The organism is Acidobacteriota bacterium (assembly GCA_029861955.1).
In the GTDB taxonomy this organism is placed as follows: Bacteria; Acidobacteriota; Polarisedimenticolia; order Polarisedimenticolales; family Polarisedimenticolaceae; genus JAOTYK01.
This window is the reverse complement of sequence record JAOTYK010000009.1, coordinates 86,745-102,941: the sequence shown is the minus strand read 5'-3', so window position 1 is coordinate 102,941 and position 16,197 is coordinate 86,745. Positions and strand designations below refer to the sequence as shown.

Genomic DNA, 16,197 nt, shown 5'->3' with positions numbered 1-16,197 from the left:
CATCGCGACGACCGCGATCAGCAGCCAGGCCGTCGTCGCAAGGGCGTAGACTAGGTGGAAGGAGTGCGTTATGTGGAAATCGATCTTCGGTTGCCTGGTCCTGGCCCTGTTTGCCCTGCCGACGTTGGCGGAGATCGTCGCCGAAGACGCAACGATCACGTCCGTCACGGTCTACCGGGATCGGGCGGAGGTCGTCCGCGAGGCGAGCGTGACCGTGCCGGCCGGTGAGAGCAGCATCGACTTCGTTGGTCTACCGCCGTCGGTCCCTGCCGATTCGTTGCGTGTTCGCAGTCAGGGGGTTCCGGTGACGCTGGGAGCCGTCGAGCTGCGAAACTTTGCTGCCGACCCCACAGAGAGCGACGCCTGGAAGGCCGCCGAGGCCGAGGTGCTGCGTCTGCGTAATGCGATTGCTGCCGTGGACGCCGCCGAACGGGTTGACGCAGAGCTACAGACCTTCCTCACCAGTGTCGGCAAGAGCAGTGCCGAATCGCAGAGCCAGAACCTGACCGAGGGCGGATTGGATCCCGCGGCCATCGACGGGGTCTACAACCTGATGGCCCGACGGTTGGAAGAGATCGGCAAGCGACGACTGGCACGAACGAACCAGCGACGAGAATTACAAGACGAACTTCGTGTGGCGGAGGCCAAACTGAACACGCTGCGTCCGGGAGCCGGCATCCGAACGAAGATCGCCCGTGTGCAGATCGATGCGAGACAGGCCGGTCGATTAACGTTGACGTTGGCCTACCTGGCACCGGGGGCGTCGTGGACACCCGCTTATCGTGCTGCGCTCGATCCCGAATCTGGCGTGGTCGACTGGACCTACGAGGGTGTTGTCCGACAGAACACCGGCGAGGACTGGAGCGATGTGAAACTGACGCTGTCGACGGCTTCGCCGACGCAAGGGGTGGCGCCGCCGACGTTGCCGCCGTGGGTGTTACGTGAATTTAGTTCGAGACCGACCGTCGCACGCAACGTCCGGATGGCCAAGGGGGCTGCCGATGCGATGATGTCGGCGCCGATGGAGTTGGAAGAATCGGACGTCGCCGGTGGTTACGCCCAGGCCGCCATCGTCAAGTCGGCCTACAACGTCCAGTTCGCCGTCACCGGTCGCTCCACCGTCGCCGCCGACGGTCAGCCTCACACCCTCGTGCTGCAACAGGAGGGGCTTGACGGCGACCTGATCCATCGAACGTTGCCCGGTATCGATCCCCGAGCCTACCTCTCGGTCAACGCCACCTCCCCTGCCGACTACCCGTTACTTGCCGGACCCGTCCGCGTCTTCACCGGCGGGGCCTATCTAGGTCGCTTCTCCTTGCAGGAGACCGGCCCCGACAGCGAGCTGCGGATTCCGTTCGGTGTCGACAACCGTGTGGAGATCACCCGCGTGCCGATGCCGAAACAGAAAGGGCGTCGGGGTTTTGTCGGCAAGTTCAAGCAGGTCGAGAAGATCGAACGAACACTGATCCAGAACAATACATCGCGATCGCTGAAGCTGATCCTGGAAGATCGGATTCCCATCGCCGAGGACGAACGGATTCAGGTGACGGTAGGAAGCGAGACGACGCCCGGTGCCAAGGAAGACGTCAAGCGTCCTGGCATCAAGCTCTGGACCCTCGACGTCCCGGCGAGAGAAGGCACAGAGGTCGTCCTTCAGTACACCGTGCGGTACCCGAAGGAGATGGTGCTTCCCGACCTAGAGTGATCAGAGGGCGAGAAACGCCTCGATCTCCTGGGAGATCCGACGACGCTGGAACAGGATCGTCCCATGACCCATGGGCAGTTCAATGACCCGCTCGGGCTGCAACGCGTCCCGCAACCGCTCAAGACTGGGCGGTGGGTCGACACGATCCAGACTGCCGAAGATGTAGAGCAATCGCTTGCTCCGGAGCGACTCCACGTGCCGGTCCATCTGTAGCGCCGCCGTCCAGCGGCGAAAAGTCGGATCATCCAGTCCCGCCTGATCGATCGATCGTTTGAGTCCGGTACCGATCAGCCCGTGGGTCAAGCCCCAGGCGTAACGATTGGTGGCGGAGATGGTCACCATCGGCACGTTCACCCGTCCCGTGGAGGCCAACGCCAGCAGTTGGAAACCGCCGAGACTGAATCCGACGTTGGCACGTAGCTCTCGCCCCACCTGGGTCCGCAGGAGTTCCACCGCGGCTTCATGATCCCAGCACCACTGACGGATCGCCTGGTACAGCCGAGCCGGGTTGGCGTTCATCGCCCCCTCGCCGGGGAACTGCCCGTCCGGTGTGCGCTCGAAGTGGTACGGGCCTGCAAGCACGGCGACGGGCATCTTCTGAATCAGTGGCTTGAGGAACCACTCCCAGCGGGACCAGTGGCGTTGGTAGACCGGATGATGGAACAGCAGCACCGGCTCGTCGGCCGCGACACCGGGGGGTGTGAAGAGCTGCAGATGAACGCGGTCGTTGTTGGCGACACCGCTGGGGAGCGGAGAATCGAAGCTCCAGCGCTGGACCTGCACGCCGTCCCGTCGGACTCGCTGGGTCTCCTTGCGAACGCTCTCAAGCGGAACGTCGTCCGGCGGGGCGATGAACGCCGAGAAATCGCGATTGGCGTCTTCGCAGACCTGCCGCGCGTGCTCGACGCCTTCCGGCTCGAAGTAAGACGATCCATGATGGTAGCGGTCCAGCCCGAAGACCCAGTGACGCATCCGGATCATCCGTCGGGTCATACGGAAACGAAACCCGCGACGGGTCGGAACGGGCATGTCCCAGTTCATCGGGTCCATCGGTGTCTCGCTTATGGATGCCGGGTCTCGATCTCGCTGACGGGCAGTATTCTAGAGCAATTCCAGACGATGTCAGCCCCGCCTCCGTCTTCGAGCCATGGGGTATGCTGCGGACATGGCGGATTCGGGCCAACCGTTACTTGTCTGTCGCGGGCTGACGCGACGTCCGTGGATCGACCGCTTCGATCTGGAGCTGCAGGGCGGGGAGATCGTCGCCCTGCGTGCGCCGTCAGGCAGCGGCAAGACCCTACTCTTGCGGGCGTTGGCCGATCTGGACCCACGGGACGGTGGCGAGCTGACCCTCCAGGGCCGTTCCATCGACGACCACGACCCGTCGGCCTGGCGGATCGACGTGCTCTACCTCCACCAGGCGGCCGTCCCGTTTCCGGGGACTGCCGACGAGAACGTGAGCGTCGTGGCGGCGCTGGATCGTGCCGGCGATCGTTGGAGCGCCGACGATCCCGTCGCCTCGATTCTTTCTGCCGCTGAGGTCAGCGCCGACACGCCGGCGGAGGATCTCTCCGGTGGTGAAATGCAACGACTGGCCCTCTACCGAGCATTGACATTGCGACCCTCGGTCTTACTCCTCGACGAAGCGACATCGGCGTTGGACTCCGAGCTTGCGACCCGGGCCGAGAATGCCGTCAGGCGCTTTGCCGCCGACGGTGGTGCCGTGCTGTGGGTTAGTCACGACGACACACTCCCCGGTCGTGTGGCCGATCGCGTGATCGATCTACCGGTCGCTTCATGAGCGGGCCGCTGGAACTACAGGTCTGGCAGCTGGCCCTCGGTGCGCTGCTGATCGTATTGAACGCCGGCATCAGCCTCTACGCGCGGGTCGGGTTGCACGGGCGACTGCTGGTGGCGGCGGCGCGCACGGTGGTGCAACTAAGTCTTCTCGGGCTGGTCCTCAAATGGGTCTTCTCCATCGAGGGTCCGTGGGCCGTCTTGTCGATGATGTTGGTGATGGCGTTCATCGCCGGCTTCGAGGCGGTCCGACGAACGACCTATCGAGTGCCCGGTCTCTATCGGGTCAGCATCGGTGTGATGATGATCAGCTCGATGTTGATCGCGTTCTATGGATTGCGTGTCGTGATTCGCGTCGATCCCTGGTACACGCCGCAGTACGCCATCCCGATCCTCGGCATGATCCTCGGCAACACGCTGAACGGCATCGCGCTCGGGCTGGAGACGGTGCTTGCCGGTTTCGCACAGCGACGACGACAGGTAGAGATGTTGCTGGCCCACGGAGCGACAGCGAAGGAAGCGTCGAAGGAGATCGTCCAGGACGCCGTGCGCACCGGTCTGATTCCGATCCTGAACTCGATGGCTGCCGTGGGGCTGATCAGCATCCCCGGGATGATGACCGGGCAGATCCTGGCCGGGCAGGCACCGGGAAGTGCGGTCCGCTACCAGATGTTCATCATGTTCTCGATCGCCGGCGGTGTGGCCCTCGGCACCTTCAGCATCGTGCTCTGGGCACGGCGGCTGGTCTTCGACGATCGGCAGCGACTGCGCCACGACCGGATTCGGCGAAAGGTCTGACCCTAGCTCTCCGCCCGGCTCCAGTCCGTATGCGGCTTGCGGTTCCGCACGATCCAACCCCAGACGATCTTGACGTAGCCCAGGTTCTCGACACGGTTCTTTCTGAAGAACGGGCGCAGGTCACGGTTGAGTTTGCGAAGGTTGTAGAACGGAACTCTCGGGTAGTAGTGATGCTCGATGTGGAAGTTGGACCACAGGAAGATGAAGTGCCAGATCGGATTGCCGTCCACCCGAGAGGACCACTTGGCCGGATCGTTACGGTCGATGTTGTAGTGCTGACCCAGCCGGTTCAATGAGAACGCCAGCGGAAAGACGAAGAACAACGGGATGAACCAGATCCGCATCAACACCCAGCCGCCGCCGGTCATCGAGATGGCGGCGACGATGCCGAGTTGGACCAGCAAGTTGCCCAGTCGTTCGAGATTGATTCGCCTGCGATCGACCGCGTCGTAGGTCTTGACCTCGCTGCCCGCAGCCTTGGCGTAAATGAAGAAGAGCGCCGGTGTCGCGTAGAGCAACTTGAACCAGCGAGCGTTACGCTTCGGCGACAGGTGGGCTCGCTTGGGGTCGTCCACCTCGGACCCCAGCTCGTTGTGATGATCCAGATGCCAGATACGAAACTGGGTCGCGCTGATAGCGGTCGGCGCCGCATAGAGCAGACCGAGCAGCCGTTGTAGACCCGGGCGTCGTGTTCGAAAGATCGAATCGTGCACCCACTCGTGCAACAGGATGATGAAGCCCAGTAGGTTGAAGCCCTGCAGGATCGCCGCGGGAACCCAGAGACCCGGCCAGCGGGTCTGCCATAACGCCCAGCCACAGAGACCGACCACCGCCAACAAGCGGATGACCGTGGCGAAATGCCGCCAAGGTCGAACCTGATGCAGATCCCGCAGCGCGTCCGTGTCCAGCGAGTCCTTCAGCCGTTGCTTCAGGTCGCCGATGTGCTGGTTGTAGTAATGGCGGTTCTTCACGGTCTCCATACGTTACGACATCGAGGCAGTGGCTGCCTACTGGGGGCAGATGTTGGTACTCTTGGGCCACATCGGCCTCCCATGAGGCATCCTGTCCGAGTCATCGGGGTGAGACGTGGAAATCGTCCAGAAAATGCTGCCATCGGCGGCCACCATCTTGACCGTCGTCCTGACGCTCTTCCTGGTCCAGCGATTCATGGATCGACCGGCGGCGGCTCGTCGGGGGCATCAGTTTCGCAACCAGCTGATCCTGCTGGGATTGACGGCGGCCGGACTGTTGCTGATCGTCCTGGTCGTCCCCATCGGTGACGCCATGCGTGGCCAGCTGCTGGGTCTAGTCGGCATCGTCTCCAGTGCGGCGATCGCGTTGTCCTCGACGACCTTTCTTGGAAACGCGATGGCCGGTGTGATGTTGCGCTCGGTGAAGAACTTCAAGATGGGAGACTTCATCAGTAGCGGAGAACACTTCGGTCGCGTCTCGGAGCGTGGTCTGTTTCACACCGAGATTCAGACCGCCGATCGCGACCTGACCACCGTCCCCAATATGTTCCTCGTGACCCATCCCGTGACCACCGTGCGGGCGTCGGGAACGATCGTCTCGACGACGGTGTCGCTGGGTTACGACGTCTCCCGCGTTCATGTCGAGAAACTGTTGTTGGAGGCCGCGCGGTCCGTTGACCTGCAGGAACCGTTCGTCCATATCAAGGAGTTGGGCGACTTCTCGGTGGTCTACCGGATCCATGGGCTGCTGACCGAGGTGAAGCGTGTCCTCTCGGTTCGGTCGCAACTTCGTTGTGCCGTCCTCGATCATCTTCACGAAGGCGGCGTCGAGATCGTCTCTCCCAACTTCATGAATCAACGGGTGCTTGCCGATCAGGCGGTCTTCATCCCGCGACCGACGCGCGCCTCGGCGGACGAGACGCAGGCGGTGATCGCCGAGACCGTGGTCTTCGACAAGGCGGACGAGGCCGAATCCATCGAAGAACTGCGAAACGCGCGAACCGGAATCAAGAAGGAGTTGGCGAAACTCAATGAGTCGATGAAGGAGTCGGACGCGGACGAGAAGAAACGGCTGGAGGGCGAGATCTCCATCCTGAAGCTCCGCATGGAACGGTTCGACAAGATGATCGCCAATCGAGAGACGCGAGCGGACGACGGGGACTGAAGACTAGACGCAGCCCTCCCGGCACATCCGAGAGGGCCGCGTTTCGATTCTTACTCCGACTGGAACACCCGCAGCGCCTTGCTTCGCGACGGATGCCGCAGCTTGCGTAGCGCCTTCGATTCGATCTGACGGATCCGCTCACGGGTAACCGTGAAGGACTGCCCGACCTCTTCCAGGGTATGTTCCGATCCACCACCGACTCCAAAACGCATCTTCAGGACCTTCTCCTCTCTAGGAGTCAGGCTCTTCAGGACGGTCTGGGTCTGCTCGCGCAGATTGCTGTTCATCACCGAGTCGACAGGAGAGACGGCCCCGCGGTCTTCGATGAAGTCCTTGAGGTGGCTGTCCTCTTCCTCGCCGATGGGCGTCTCGAGGGAGATGGGCTCCTGGGCGATCTTCAACACCTTGCGCACCTTGCCGACGGGGATCGCCATCTTCTCTGCGATCTCGTCGGGCAACGGCTCACGGCCGAGTTCTTGCACGAGGCTCCGCTGGGTACGGACCAACTTGTTGATCGTCTCGATCATGTGGACCGGAATACGGATCGTGCGAGCCTGGTCGGCAATGGCGCGAGTGATCGCCTGTCGGATCCACCAGGTCGCATAGGTCGAGAACTTGTAGCCGCGACGGTACTCGAACTTATCGACGGCCTTCATCAGGCCGATGTTGCCCTCCTGGATCAGATCCAGGAACTGAAGCCCACGGTTGGTGTACTTCTTGGCGATCGAAACGACGAGACGAAGGTTGGCCTCGACCAGTTCGCTCTTGGCGACCTTGGCTTCGCGCAGACCGCGACGGACCAACAACGAAACGGCGCTCAGCTCCTTGCGATCGACACCCATGTCCTCTTCGATAAGGCGGATGTGGGTCCGGGCATGGTCAACCTTGCGTCGGACTTCGCGCTTGAGGGTCTGATCGCGGTAGGTCTTGATCTTCGCCGTGAGATCGCGGCCCATCCGTTCGTGACGCTTGATCTTGCGATCGGCATCGACGATGGAGAAGGCGATCTCGTCGATCTGCGCCGGCACCAGGTTCAGACGATGGAACTGACTTGCAATTCCCACCCGGTGTCGCGCGATCTGCCAGTTGGCGGCGCGGAAGGCCTTCCCGCCTGCCTTCAATCGTCGCAGTCGTTTCTCCTGCGCGTCGATCTTGCCGTTCTCGCGGCTGATCTTGTTGATCACCTGGCGTGCATGCACCAGACGCTTGGAGGGATCCTTTTCCTCCGGCGCGTCGGGCTTCCCGGCATCGGGATTGGTAAACCGATTGGCGGAGATCATACACTTGCGGATCAGCTCGCCGATGGTGCGAACCTCTTCGATGGCGTAGCCGCTGCGGGCCAGAGCGTTACGAACCCGTCGTTCGCCTCGCTCGATCCGGCGTGCAATCAGCACTTCACCCTGTCGCGTCAGAAGGGGGACGGTCCCCATCTCACGCAGATACATCCGCACCGGGTCGTTGGTCTTTTCGAGCGGGCTATCGGTGGCCGTGATGCCCGCTTCTTCCTTGGCCTTCCGCTGGGTATCGGGCGGGCGGGCGAGGTTGTCTTTCGTGTCCCCGTCGATCAACTGAATGCCGAGGGTTTCAAGGGTGTTGAAAACATCCTCGAGCTCTTCGGAGGACGCCGTCACTTCTTCGGGGAGCATCTCGTTGATCTCCTCCACCGAGAGGAAACCTCGATCCTTGCCCAGCAGGATCAACTGTCTGACTTCTTCGAATCTCTGATGTGCGCGTAGTTTGACTTCGCGTTTCTTGGTTTTCATTTTTTTACTCGGATCTCTCGGCCCGTAACAGCTCGTCACGTTCTCGAGCGATCTGCTGAAGTTCACGCAACTGCCGGTCGACGTCCGATACTTCGGCGTCCCGACCCCCATCCGTCTGCAAACGATTCACTTCTCTGACGGCCTCGCGTCCCTGACGCTGAAGGCGCTCTTGCTCGAACGACCACAGACAGTCCTCGACATCCGGTCCATCCTCCGGAAGCTCACGAAACGCGATCTCTGTCAGTAGATCGCGATCGGCCTCCTCGGGGAGCGTCTCGAGAACGGTCGGGTAGTCACAGGATCGACCGGCACGGTTGAGGTTCAAGATCGTTTCGACGATCGCGCGGACACCGCGGTGTTGCAGCACTTCGTGATCCAATCGTTCCTCGCACAATGCGCGTTCGCCCTCCGAACCCAGGAGTCGTTGTATCAGAATGACCTCGGTCTCGCGGACAGGTCGAGAGGGGCCGGGATTGTGACGTATCGTCGTCTGCGCCGACTTCAGTGAGTCCCGCAGTTCCTGCATCACCATGCCGTCTTCGATCTGTAGCGCGTCACCGATGCGATCGGCCCAGGCCGCTCGTTCGATGGCACTCTGTAACTTCGCCACGTGCGGCAACACCGCATGGATCGCAGCGACCTTCTCCTCGATACGATTCAGATCCCTGGCGCGGACTTCCTTGCGAACGAGGAACTCGATGTACGCCGGCGCTTCTCTAACTAGCCGCGCATACGACTCGGCCCCGTGCTTGCGGATGTAATCGTCGGGGTCCTCTCCATCGGAGAGATCCACGACCCGCACCTCAAAACCTTTTTCAAGCAGCAGATCCAGGGACCGGGCGGTCGCCTTGGCACCTGCCGCGTCGCCGTCGTAGGAGACTGTGACACGCTGGGTATAGCGCGCCAGCAGTCGCGCCTGGGCCGGCGTAAACGCCGTGCCGAGAGACGCGACGACGTTGGTGAAGCCCGCCTCGTACAACGCGGCGAAATCGAGATAACCCTCGACGATCAGCGCGAAGCCCTCTCGTCGGATGCTGTCTCGGGCGATGTCCATCCCGTAGAGATGCTCGCCCTTGGTGTAGGTCGGCGACTCCGGGGAGTTGATGTACTTGGGCTGGTCATCACCGAGGGTTCGTCCACCGAACGCGATGGAGCGACCCTGAATGTCACGGATCGGGAAGATCAGTCGGTCGCGAAAGCGATCGTACTGGCCGGATCCACTCTTGCGGGGGACGGCGAGACCCGCCTTCTCGATCTCCTTGGCGGAGTAGCGCTTGCTTGTCAGATGGTTGAGCAAGGTCTCCCAGCCACCGGGTGCGTAGCCGACGCCGAGACGTTTGGCCGTCTCGTCTCGAAGTCCACGGGAGGTCAGGTAGGCCCGGCATGCATCGCCGGCCTCGGACGCCAGGGCACCTTGATAAAAGGATGCGGCATCCCGGTTGAGCAGCAGCATGCGGGCGTAGGGGTCGTCGCCACGGGTGTTCCGAGTCGGGACCGGCACCCCGAACTTGTCGGCCAGCAGTTCCAGCGCCTCGCCGAAACCGACGCTCTCGTAGAGTTGGACGAATTTGAAGACGTCGCCGCCGGTCTGACAACCGAAGCAGTAGAAGAGTTGGTTGTCGGCGTCCACCGTGAACGAAGGAGTCTTCTCCTGGTGGAACGGACACAGGCCCTTCTGGCGAACGCCGGCCTGTTTCAGAGGAACGTATTCGGAAATCACGGTGACGATGTCACCCGCGTTCCGAACCGCCTCGATGAAGTCCTGCGAGTGAGGGGCGCCCAAGGGCGTATACCTTCTCTAGTAGGTCCCGGTCGGCTCTCATGAAGAGAACCGACCGGGGTGCGGTCAACCGTTCATTTTGCGTTCTTGCGCGAGACGCTTCAGAAGCTTCTTGCGTGCGGCGAGCGCTTTTCGCTTCTTGCGGACCGAAGGCTTCTCGTAATGCTGACGCTTTTTAATTTCCGTCAGAATTCCGGATTTCTCGCACTTCCGCTTGAAACGCTTCAAGGCATTCTCGAGGGATTCTTCCTCGCGAACCTTGATCAGCGGCATGGACCCATCACCCCACTTTCTCGTTGGATTTGGTCGTGGTGTCTTTCTGTGACACCCGTCTGGCAAAGCGCAAATCATAGCTTTACCCACCAGATCGGTCAAATTCGCCGGGGTCACGGCGTCACGCCGAAATCGTTCCCTATTCATAGCCGACACTCCCAGTGTTGGGCCGCCAGTTATATGGAGCGAAAACCAGAAAACGTCAACATTTTTATATTATTTACAGTTCGTTTCGGTTATACGGGTCTTTCCATGGGTCGTTGATACGGCTGCCCACCCTCCCGGTTGCAACAAATCGTTCCTTAACTGGTGTTTTTTGGCCTGTGAACGGTGATCACGAGGCCTGCCGCGCCAACCGATCGATCATTCCCGCGGCATACCCGGCGCCAAATCCATTGTCGATATTGACCACGGTCAAACCGGCGGCGCAGGAGTTCAGCATCGCCATCAGGGCCACCTGCCCCCCGGCACCGGTCCCATAGCCAACACTGGTCGGCACGGCGATGACGGGGTTCGCGGTCATGCCGGCGACCACCGACGGGAGCGCGCCTTCCATCCCGGCGACCGCCACGATGACCGTGGCCGACCTTAGTCGAGCGGTGTGGGCCAGCAGTCGATGAAGGCCGGCGACCCCGACATCGGCGATCCGCTGAACGAGACAGCCGAATAGCTCTGCCGTGAGTGCGGCCTCCTCGGCGACGGGAAGGTCGGACGTTCCGGCACAGACCACCACGACCCCTCCGGTGGACTCGGTCGTCTTCTCCTGTGACGGAGATCCCACGACCAGGGCGCGAGCGGTCTCGTGATAGACAGCGCGGGGCAATCGATCCCGCAACAGCTCATAACGCTCTGCGGTCAAACGCGTGACCAGAGCCAGCTGCCCGGCGTCGATCAATGCCTGGGCGATGTCGACGATCTGATCGATGGTCTTGCCGGGGCCGTAGACGACTTCCGGAAAACCGCACCGAGCGGCACGATCGAGATCGACGTTGGCGAACCCGAGATCGCGGGTTGCCGGTGCGGCCAGTCGCTGTTCGGCATCGTCGATCGAGAGTTCGCCACGACGCAGCGCCGCAAGGATCGATCGCGTGGTCTCTTGTTCCATTAACGCCTCTTGACCGTTTGTCTGCAGCAACCCTACGATGGGGTTCCACCGGAGGCAACATGATGTCCGAAGATCCAGCAGAACGCCGCGCCCATCCTCGAATCGCCAAAGAAATCGTGGCCGAGTGTGCCCCCCAATCGGGTGGGGTCGTCGCCCGCATGATGACGCGAAATCTCTCTCTTGGCGGTCTTTTTTGCACATCCGCCGCCCACTTCCCCGAGATGACCCAGGTGGCCATTCGTCTCATGTTGCCGGTCAAGCAGAGCGGCAATGGTGAGACCGAGGCACTGGAAGTCGACGCGGTCGTCGTACGCTCGGAACCACTGCCCGATTCGCCGACATCCGGCGAGCCACGTTACGAGCTTGGACTGTTCTTCACCAACCTCAGCGACACCGGACGCGAGCAGTTACAGCGCTACCTGAGTTGATCGGTGCTTGACACGTTGTGGTCTGCGCGTTGTAATCGCATTGCTCGTGTTTTCATGAGTTAAATTCGTAATCGGAAGGAGGTGAGTTGGATGAACAAGGCCACGCTGATAGAGAAGATGTCGCTTGATGCCGGGATCACCAAGACCGCTGCCGCAACGGCCGTGGACAGCATGCTCGACGGCATCACGTCGGCGCTGAAAAAAAATCAACGCGTCACGCTGGTAGGCTTCGGCACCTGGGGTGTCAGCAAGCGTAAGGCGCGTACCGGTCGCAACCCGCAGACGGGTGAGACCATACAGATCAAGGCCAAGAAGGCCGTCCGTTTCAAAGCGGGCAAGACTCTTGAGGATTCGCTTAACCGTAAGCGCTAGTCACCCCTCAGCGAAAAAATATCAGAGGCCCGGGATCTGCATCCCGGGCCTTTTTTCGTCGCGACTTCGATCAGGCGGACCCACGACACGCGAGTCGGACTCTGTGAGCAGGAATACCGGCGTTAACTAGGGGCAGGTCGTGATGTCCGCATCACGCGCCGCGCTTCCCCAGCTACCGCCCGGTTGGTCGCGAACCAGATACCAGTAGCCGCTGCCCACCGGCGGTGCCGCCGCGTCGGCGAGTGTATCGCCCGGCAGGTTGTTGCCGAGGCAACTGGCACCCGGGTAGCCTCCATCCAGTAACGACAGATCCCCCGTCGCGACATCGACACTACCGACACCCCCCGTTGAACTCCACCAGAGTGCGTTGGAGAAGACGAGGAGTTCGCGGCTGACGCTGATCCCGACGACGACGACGACGTTGGTCAACTCGGCGTTAACCAGCAGTTGGTTGCCGATCACGAATGCCGTGACCCCGAGGGGTTGAAGTGTGGGATCGCTATTGATCGACGCCGCCAGACCCGCAACGATCTGTGCGGCGGATTGGCCGGACGATGTCGTGACCGACACGGTGACGCCGTCGACATCGACGGAAACCGTCTGACCGCCGAGCAACGTGGTGCCATCGAGAGCCAGATACTGCTCCGTGTCGCAGGCCGACGTGCAGCCGTCCCAATCCACGGTGCCGCCGTCATCGCAACTCTCGTTGGTATCGATTTCGGTATCGCCGCAGAGCACCGTCTCGAACTGACGCATCATGTCGTGATCTTCGTGTTCGAGGATGTGACAGTGGTAGGCAAACTTGCCCTTGAAGTCCTCAAAGCGTGCGATCACGCGAAGGATCTCGCCGGGGCCGACCATCGCCGTGTCCTTCCAACCGTCTTCTTCCGGAAGCGGTGGCTGAGGATTGCCACCGGGAATCACCTCGTCTCCAACTCCCAGCGTGAAGGTGTCGCGGTCGAGGATCTGGAAATTGACGAGATGCATGTGCATCGGATGCGAGATGCCCGAGTCGTTGACGAAGCGCCAGATCTCCGTCGACCCCAACTGTGGATACTCGGTGATGTCGTCCCAGCCAAGATCGTTGATGGTCCACGGCGAGCGTCCACAGGCATTGTTGGCGCCACGTGCCAGACGGAAGTCACGCGAGAGAACCGCGTCGCCCTCTTGCAAACGTTCCATCGTGCGTAGCGTGGTGGGGATCGCGTCGGTGTCTCCCACGTCGGCTGTCACGACAAACTTCATGACATCGACTGCGCCGTCGAGGCTTCCGTTGGGAAATGGCGCCGGCGCACCGTTGGCCATGATGATCTCGTCGCCTGCGTTGTAGCCCGCGAAGTCGATGATCAGGTCCGATCGCTCTGCGGGCCCCAGCGTCAACGACGACACACCGGGCACCGGTGCCTCGAGCAGACCGCCCTCCACCCCGATGACCGTGAAGTCGAGAGATCCACTCGGTGGATTGAGGGACAACGAGAGGGTGCGTGAACCCGCGCCGTTGAGGATGCGGAATCGGTACTTGCCCTGTTTGACGTTCAGGAATGGGGAGACCTTGCCGTTGACGATCAACTTGTCGCCGAAGACGTGGTCCATCCACATGGCGGGATAGTCGTAGGTTCCGTCGGGGTTGAACTTGCGATCGAAGATCGCCAACGGAATCTCGTACTCGCCGTTGGGCAAGTTGAGGGCCGTCTCGACGGGGTCTCGCAAGATGTACAGACCGACAAGACCCATGTAGACGTTCAGACGCGTAATCCCTAGCGCGTGGTCGTGGTACCAGAGGGTTCCTGCCAGCTGATCGTTGCCATAAACGTAGGTGTCGAAGTTCCCCGGCGTGAACGTATCTTCGGGGTAACCGTCGAACTCGGCCTCGGTGTGGGCCCCATGAAGATGCACCACCGTCTTCGCCGTGTTCTCGGCACCGTGGATGCAATCGGTATCCACCGCCAGGTAGTGATCGGTCCGCAGCAGATTGTTGCTGATCTCTCGGAGATCATTGATCCAGCGCACGGTGATCGCGTCGCCCGAGGCACCCTCCACCGTGGGCCCGGGCAGCGAGGGTCCGCTGACTCCGTCGTTCCAGCCCCAGACGGTCGTCGCCGGGAGCGACGGATGGAACTGATGCTGGAACTCGACCATGCTCATGTCGTAGGCCGCGATCCCACCTGACGAGCCGGAGGTCGGCGTCGCCACGACCGGTATCGGCAACGCCTCCACGAACGGGGTCAGCTCGATGGGGCACTCGGCCAGCGCACAGGTCGACGAGTCGCCCTGGTAGACCCCGCCCACGTTGGTGCAGTCGGTCTCGGTCCGCTCGTCACAGGTGCCGTCGGAATTACAGCAAGCCCCCATGGAGGAAATGCACGGGTCCGGTGTGCAGGTCGTGCCGTTCCCCTGGTACGTGCCACTCATGGAGGCACAGTTGGTGTCGCTGGTCACCACGCACCCGCCCGGGGCGCAGCAGGCGCCGATGTTGGACGACACCGTGTAGCGAACCTCGAGGAGCGGACGGTTGGAGCCGTTCAAATTCTCTCGGCTGTCGAATCGTTTGGACGTCCCGTTCGAGGCTTCGTTCCCGATGATGATCCAGCCGAAATTGTTGGCCGGCGTATCGAGCCAGAACTGGACATCCTGGACCAGGTTGATATGGGTGGGCCAGGTGTACGATCCGTTCAATTCGACCGGAATCGACGCCGACGCCAGCGAGACGTAGTCGCCACCCGCCAGGGTCCAGAAGTCGGTGTCGTAGAACGTGTGATCCCAGGTGGCATCACCGGGCGTCGCTCCGGAACCGGTTCCGCCGAATTCGCCGGCCATCGACGTGCCCTCGCCCCAGTCCATCAAGACGCGATGAAGCGAGGTCGTGGCACTGGCGGCTTGCCTGATCTTCGAGACGTTCATCGTCAACGAGACGTATTCGATGGTGGCGCCGGCAGGGACCTGAGCGCCGATGTCGAAACGGATCACGCCGCGACGGAGAAAACCGGAGTTGGTGCGACCGGTATAGATGTTCTCACCGAGGGCGTTGCTGGCCGTACCGGACGCCAACTCGTAGAGGGAGTTGTCGCGGTCGGCGGGGATGAACGTCGTGACCTGGGCGGTGGTAGGTGTCCAGACCCACATCGCCGCCGCCGCCAGCAATGCTGCGGTCGAGAATCGACGAGCGAAGGCTGGATGAACTCTCAAGCAATGACCCTCGGAAGATGTATGCCGCCCTACAGGGGCCGCTGCAACCCAGGCAGCGGCATTCGATACCGGATTTCCAGCATCGGGCGGGCATCCGCGTCGGATCCCTCGCGACTGGTGATCTTCTTGGCCGTGCGTGGCTGACCCTCACCACCGATGAGAATCCAGCCGAAGTTCCGTTCGGGCACACTAAGCCAGAACTGAACATCGTCTTGCAGAGACGCGGCTCGGGGGCGACGGACCGTCTTTCTCCACTCGTAGAGACCGGGTCCTGCGATGGTCTGCGCCGCGCTGGCGCGACGGACAAACACTCCACCGGGGCGTCGCCAGGTGGCGATGTCATAGCTTCGGTGAATCCACGTCACGTCACCGGGCATCGCGAGCGCGCCGTTCCCTCCACTGCTGATGGCCGGACCTTCGGTCCAGGGTCGCAAGACACGGAAGACCCGGACGTCGATCGCCGGTGCGGTTCCCGGGAGGACATTAAGGATGAGGGTGGCGTCCTCGATGATGGCCCGACGAGGTATTTCAGACGCGACGTCAAATCGCAGGAGGCTTCGTCGTCGAGAATCGCTCGGCTGTTGCGTTCTACCGACAAAGATCGACGAGCCCGAACCGTTTGCCAATCGTCCGTCGGTGGTCTCGATCAGCGTCGCGTCGGCGTCTACGGGGATCCGAACCGTGATCGTTCGACCCGGGACCGTCGCCATGTCCCGCGCGGGCAACTCGACGCCGCTTGTCATCAGAAAGACCGCCGCCAGTAGGAGACACCGGACGGTCATTCGTGTGTGTGTGGAAGTTAGTTCATTCATCGTAAATTCCTTCTTGTATACAGCGTGTTTCGTCGCACTTCG

General features: G+C 61.7%; 14 protein-coding genes. 6 read left to right on the top strand and 8 right to left on the bottom strand.

What is annotated here, in order from left to right:
- Nucleotides 1-70: 70 nt before the first annotated feature.
- On the top strand, nucleotides 71-1,705 hold the full coding sequence (locus OES25_06245; protein ID MDH3627242.1) for a mucoidy inhibitor MuiA family protein: 1,635 nt from the start codon (nucleotides 71-73) through the stop codon (nucleotides 1,703-1,705).
- Here the strand turns inward: OES25_06245 and OES25_06240 are convergent, their stop codons facing one another.
- Nucleotides 1,706-2,755 carry a hypothetical protein gene (locus OES25_06240; GenBank protein MDH3627241.1) on the bottom strand — a complete coding sequence of 350 codons (1,050 nt, stop codon included), beginning with the start codon at nucleotides 2,753-2,755 and terminating at the stop codon, nucleotides 1,706-1,708. It abuts the gene before it with no gap.
- Nucleotides 2,756-2,870: 115 nt separating this feature from the next.
- Between OES25_06240 and OES25_06235 the strand changes: the two genes are divergently transcribed.
- On the top strand, nucleotides 2,871-3,506 hold the full coding sequence (locus tag OES25_06235) for an ATP-binding cassette domain-containing protein (protein MDH3627240.1): 636 nt from the start codon (nucleotides 2,871-2,873) through the stop codon (nucleotides 3,504-3,506).
- A complete protein-coding gene (fetB, locus tag OES25_06230) occupies nucleotides 3,503-4,300 on the top strand; it encodes an iron export ABC transporter permease subunit FetB (GenBank protein ID MDH3627239.1) in 798 nt (265 codons plus the stop codon). Before OES25_06235 ends, fetB begins: the two co-directional genes overlap by 4 nt.
- Before the next feature lie 2 nt (nucleotides 4,301-4,302).
- On the opposite strand, the gene OES25_06225 is transcribed toward fetB, so the two are convergent.
- Nucleotides 4,303-5,271 (bottom strand): fatty acid desaturase, encoded by a 969-nt coding sequence (locus OES25_06225; GenBank protein ID MDH3627238.1) that lies wholly within the window; start codon nucleotides 5,269-5,271, stop codon nucleotides 4,303-4,305.
- Nucleotides 5,272-5,386: 115 nt separating this feature from the next.
- Between OES25_06225 and OES25_06220 the strand changes: the two genes are divergently transcribed.
- Nucleotides 5,387-6,436, top strand: coding sequence for a mechanosensitive ion channel family protein (locus OES25_06220; GenBank protein ID MDH3627237.1), 1,050 nt, complete (start codon nucleotides 5,387-5,389; stop codon nucleotides 6,434-6,436).
- A 50-nt stretch (nucleotides 6,437-6,486) separates the two neighbouring features.
- Here the strand turns inward: OES25_06220 and rpoD are convergent, their stop codons facing one another.
- From rpoD to larB, 4 genes are all read right to left on the bottom strand, one after another.
- On the bottom strand, nucleotides 6,487-8,199 hold the full coding sequence (gene rpoD / locus OES25_06215) for an RNA polymerase sigma factor RpoD (GenBank protein MDH3627236.1): 1,713 nt from the start codon (nucleotides 8,197-8,199) through the stop codon (nucleotides 6,487-6,489).
- A 4-nt stretch (nucleotides 8,200-8,203) separates the two neighbouring features.
- Nucleotides 8,204-9,982 (bottom strand): DNA primase, encoded by a 1,779-nt coding sequence (gene dnaG, locus OES25_06210; GenBank protein ID MDH3627235.1) that lies wholly within the window; start codon nucleotides 9,980-9,982, stop codon nucleotides 8,204-8,206.
- Between the two features lie 63 nt (nucleotides 9,983-10,045).
- Nucleotides 10,046-10,252, bottom strand: a complete 207-nt coding sequence (gene rpsU / locus OES25_06205; protein ID MDH3627234.1) for a 30S ribosomal protein S21 — start codon at nucleotides 10,250-10,252, stop codon at nucleotides 10,046-10,048.
- Nucleotides 10,253-10,586: 334 nt separating this feature from the next.
- Nucleotides 10,587-11,357, bottom strand: coding sequence for a nickel pincer cofactor biosynthesis protein LarB (gene larB, locus OES25_06200; protein MDH3627233.1), 771 nt, complete (start codon nucleotides 11,355-11,357; stop codon nucleotides 10,587-10,589).
- 62 nt (nucleotides 11,358-11,419) lie between these two features.
- On the opposite strand from larB, the gene OES25_06195 reads away from it, so the two are divergent.
- On the top strand, nucleotides 11,420-11,785 hold the full coding sequence (locus OES25_06195) for a PilZ domain-containing protein (protein ID MDH3627232.1): 366 nt from the start codon (nucleotides 11,420-11,422) through the stop codon (nucleotides 11,783-11,785).
- A gap of 90 nt (nucleotides 11,786-11,875) precedes the next feature.
- Complete coding sequence (locus OES25_06190; protein ID MDH3627231.1) at nucleotides 11,876-12,157, top strand: HU family DNA-binding protein; 282 nt, start codon at nucleotides 11,876-11,878, stop codon at nucleotides 12,155-12,157.
- A 126-nt stretch (nucleotides 12,158-12,283) separates the two neighbouring features.
- Here the strand turns inward: OES25_06190 and OES25_06185 are convergent, their stop codons facing one another.
- Both OES25_06185 and OES25_06180 read right to left on the bottom strand, forming a co-directional pair.
- The gene (locus OES25_06185) at nucleotides 12,284-15,343 is read right to left on the bottom strand and encodes a multicopper oxidase domain-containing protein (protein ID MDH3627230.1); all 3,060 of its coding nucleotides are present in this window, start codon (nucleotides 15,341-15,343) and stop codon (nucleotides 12,284-12,286) included.
- A gap of 29 nt (nucleotides 15,344-15,372) precedes the next feature.
- Complete coding sequence (locus OES25_06180) at nucleotides 15,373-16,155, bottom strand: DNRLRE domain-containing protein (protein ID MDH3627229.1); 783 nt, start codon at nucleotides 16,153-16,155, stop codon at nucleotides 15,373-15,375.
- Nucleotides 16,156-16,197 lie beyond the last annotated feature (42 nt).

Bases quoted from the DNA above. Each gene is read 5' to 3' on its own strand.
- OES25_06245 (MDH3627242.1), top strand. From the start codon at position 71: ATGTGGAAATCGATCTTCGGTTGCCTGGTCCTGGCCCTGTTTGCCCTG.
- OES25_06240 (MDH3627241.1), bottom strand. From the start codon at position 2,755: ATGGACCCGATGAACTGGGACATGCCCGTTCCGACCCGTCGCGGGTTT.
- OES25_06235 (MDH3627240.1), top strand. From the start codon at position 2,871: ATGGCGGATTCGGGCCAACCGTTACTTGTCTGTCGCGGGCTGACGCGA.
- fetB (MDH3627239.1), top strand. From the start codon at position 3,503: ATGAGCGGGCCGCTGGAACTACAGGTCTGGCAGCTGGCCCTCGGTGCG.
- rpoD (MDH3627236.1), bottom strand. From the start codon at position 8,199: ATGAAAACCAAGAAACGCGAAGTCAAACTACGCGCACATCAGAGATTC.
- rpsU (MDH3627234.1), bottom strand. From the start codon at position 10,252: ATGCCGCTGATCAAGGTTCGCGAGGAAGAATCCCTCGAGAATGCCTTG.
- larB (MDH3627233.1), bottom strand. From the start codon at position 11,357: ATGGAACAAGAGACCACGCGATCGATCCTTGCGGCGCTGCGTCGTGGC.
- OES25_06195 (MDH3627232.1), top strand. From the start codon at position 11,420: ATGTCCGAAGATCCAGCAGAACGCCGCGCCCATCCTCGAATCGCCAAA.
- OES25_06190 (MDH3627231.1), top strand. From the start codon at position 11,876: ATGAACAAGGCCACGCTGATAGAGAAGATGTCGCTTGATGCCGGGATC.
- OES25_06180 (MDH3627229.1), bottom strand. From the start codon at position 16,155: ATGAATGAACTAACTTCCACACACACACGAATGACCGTCCGGTGTCTC.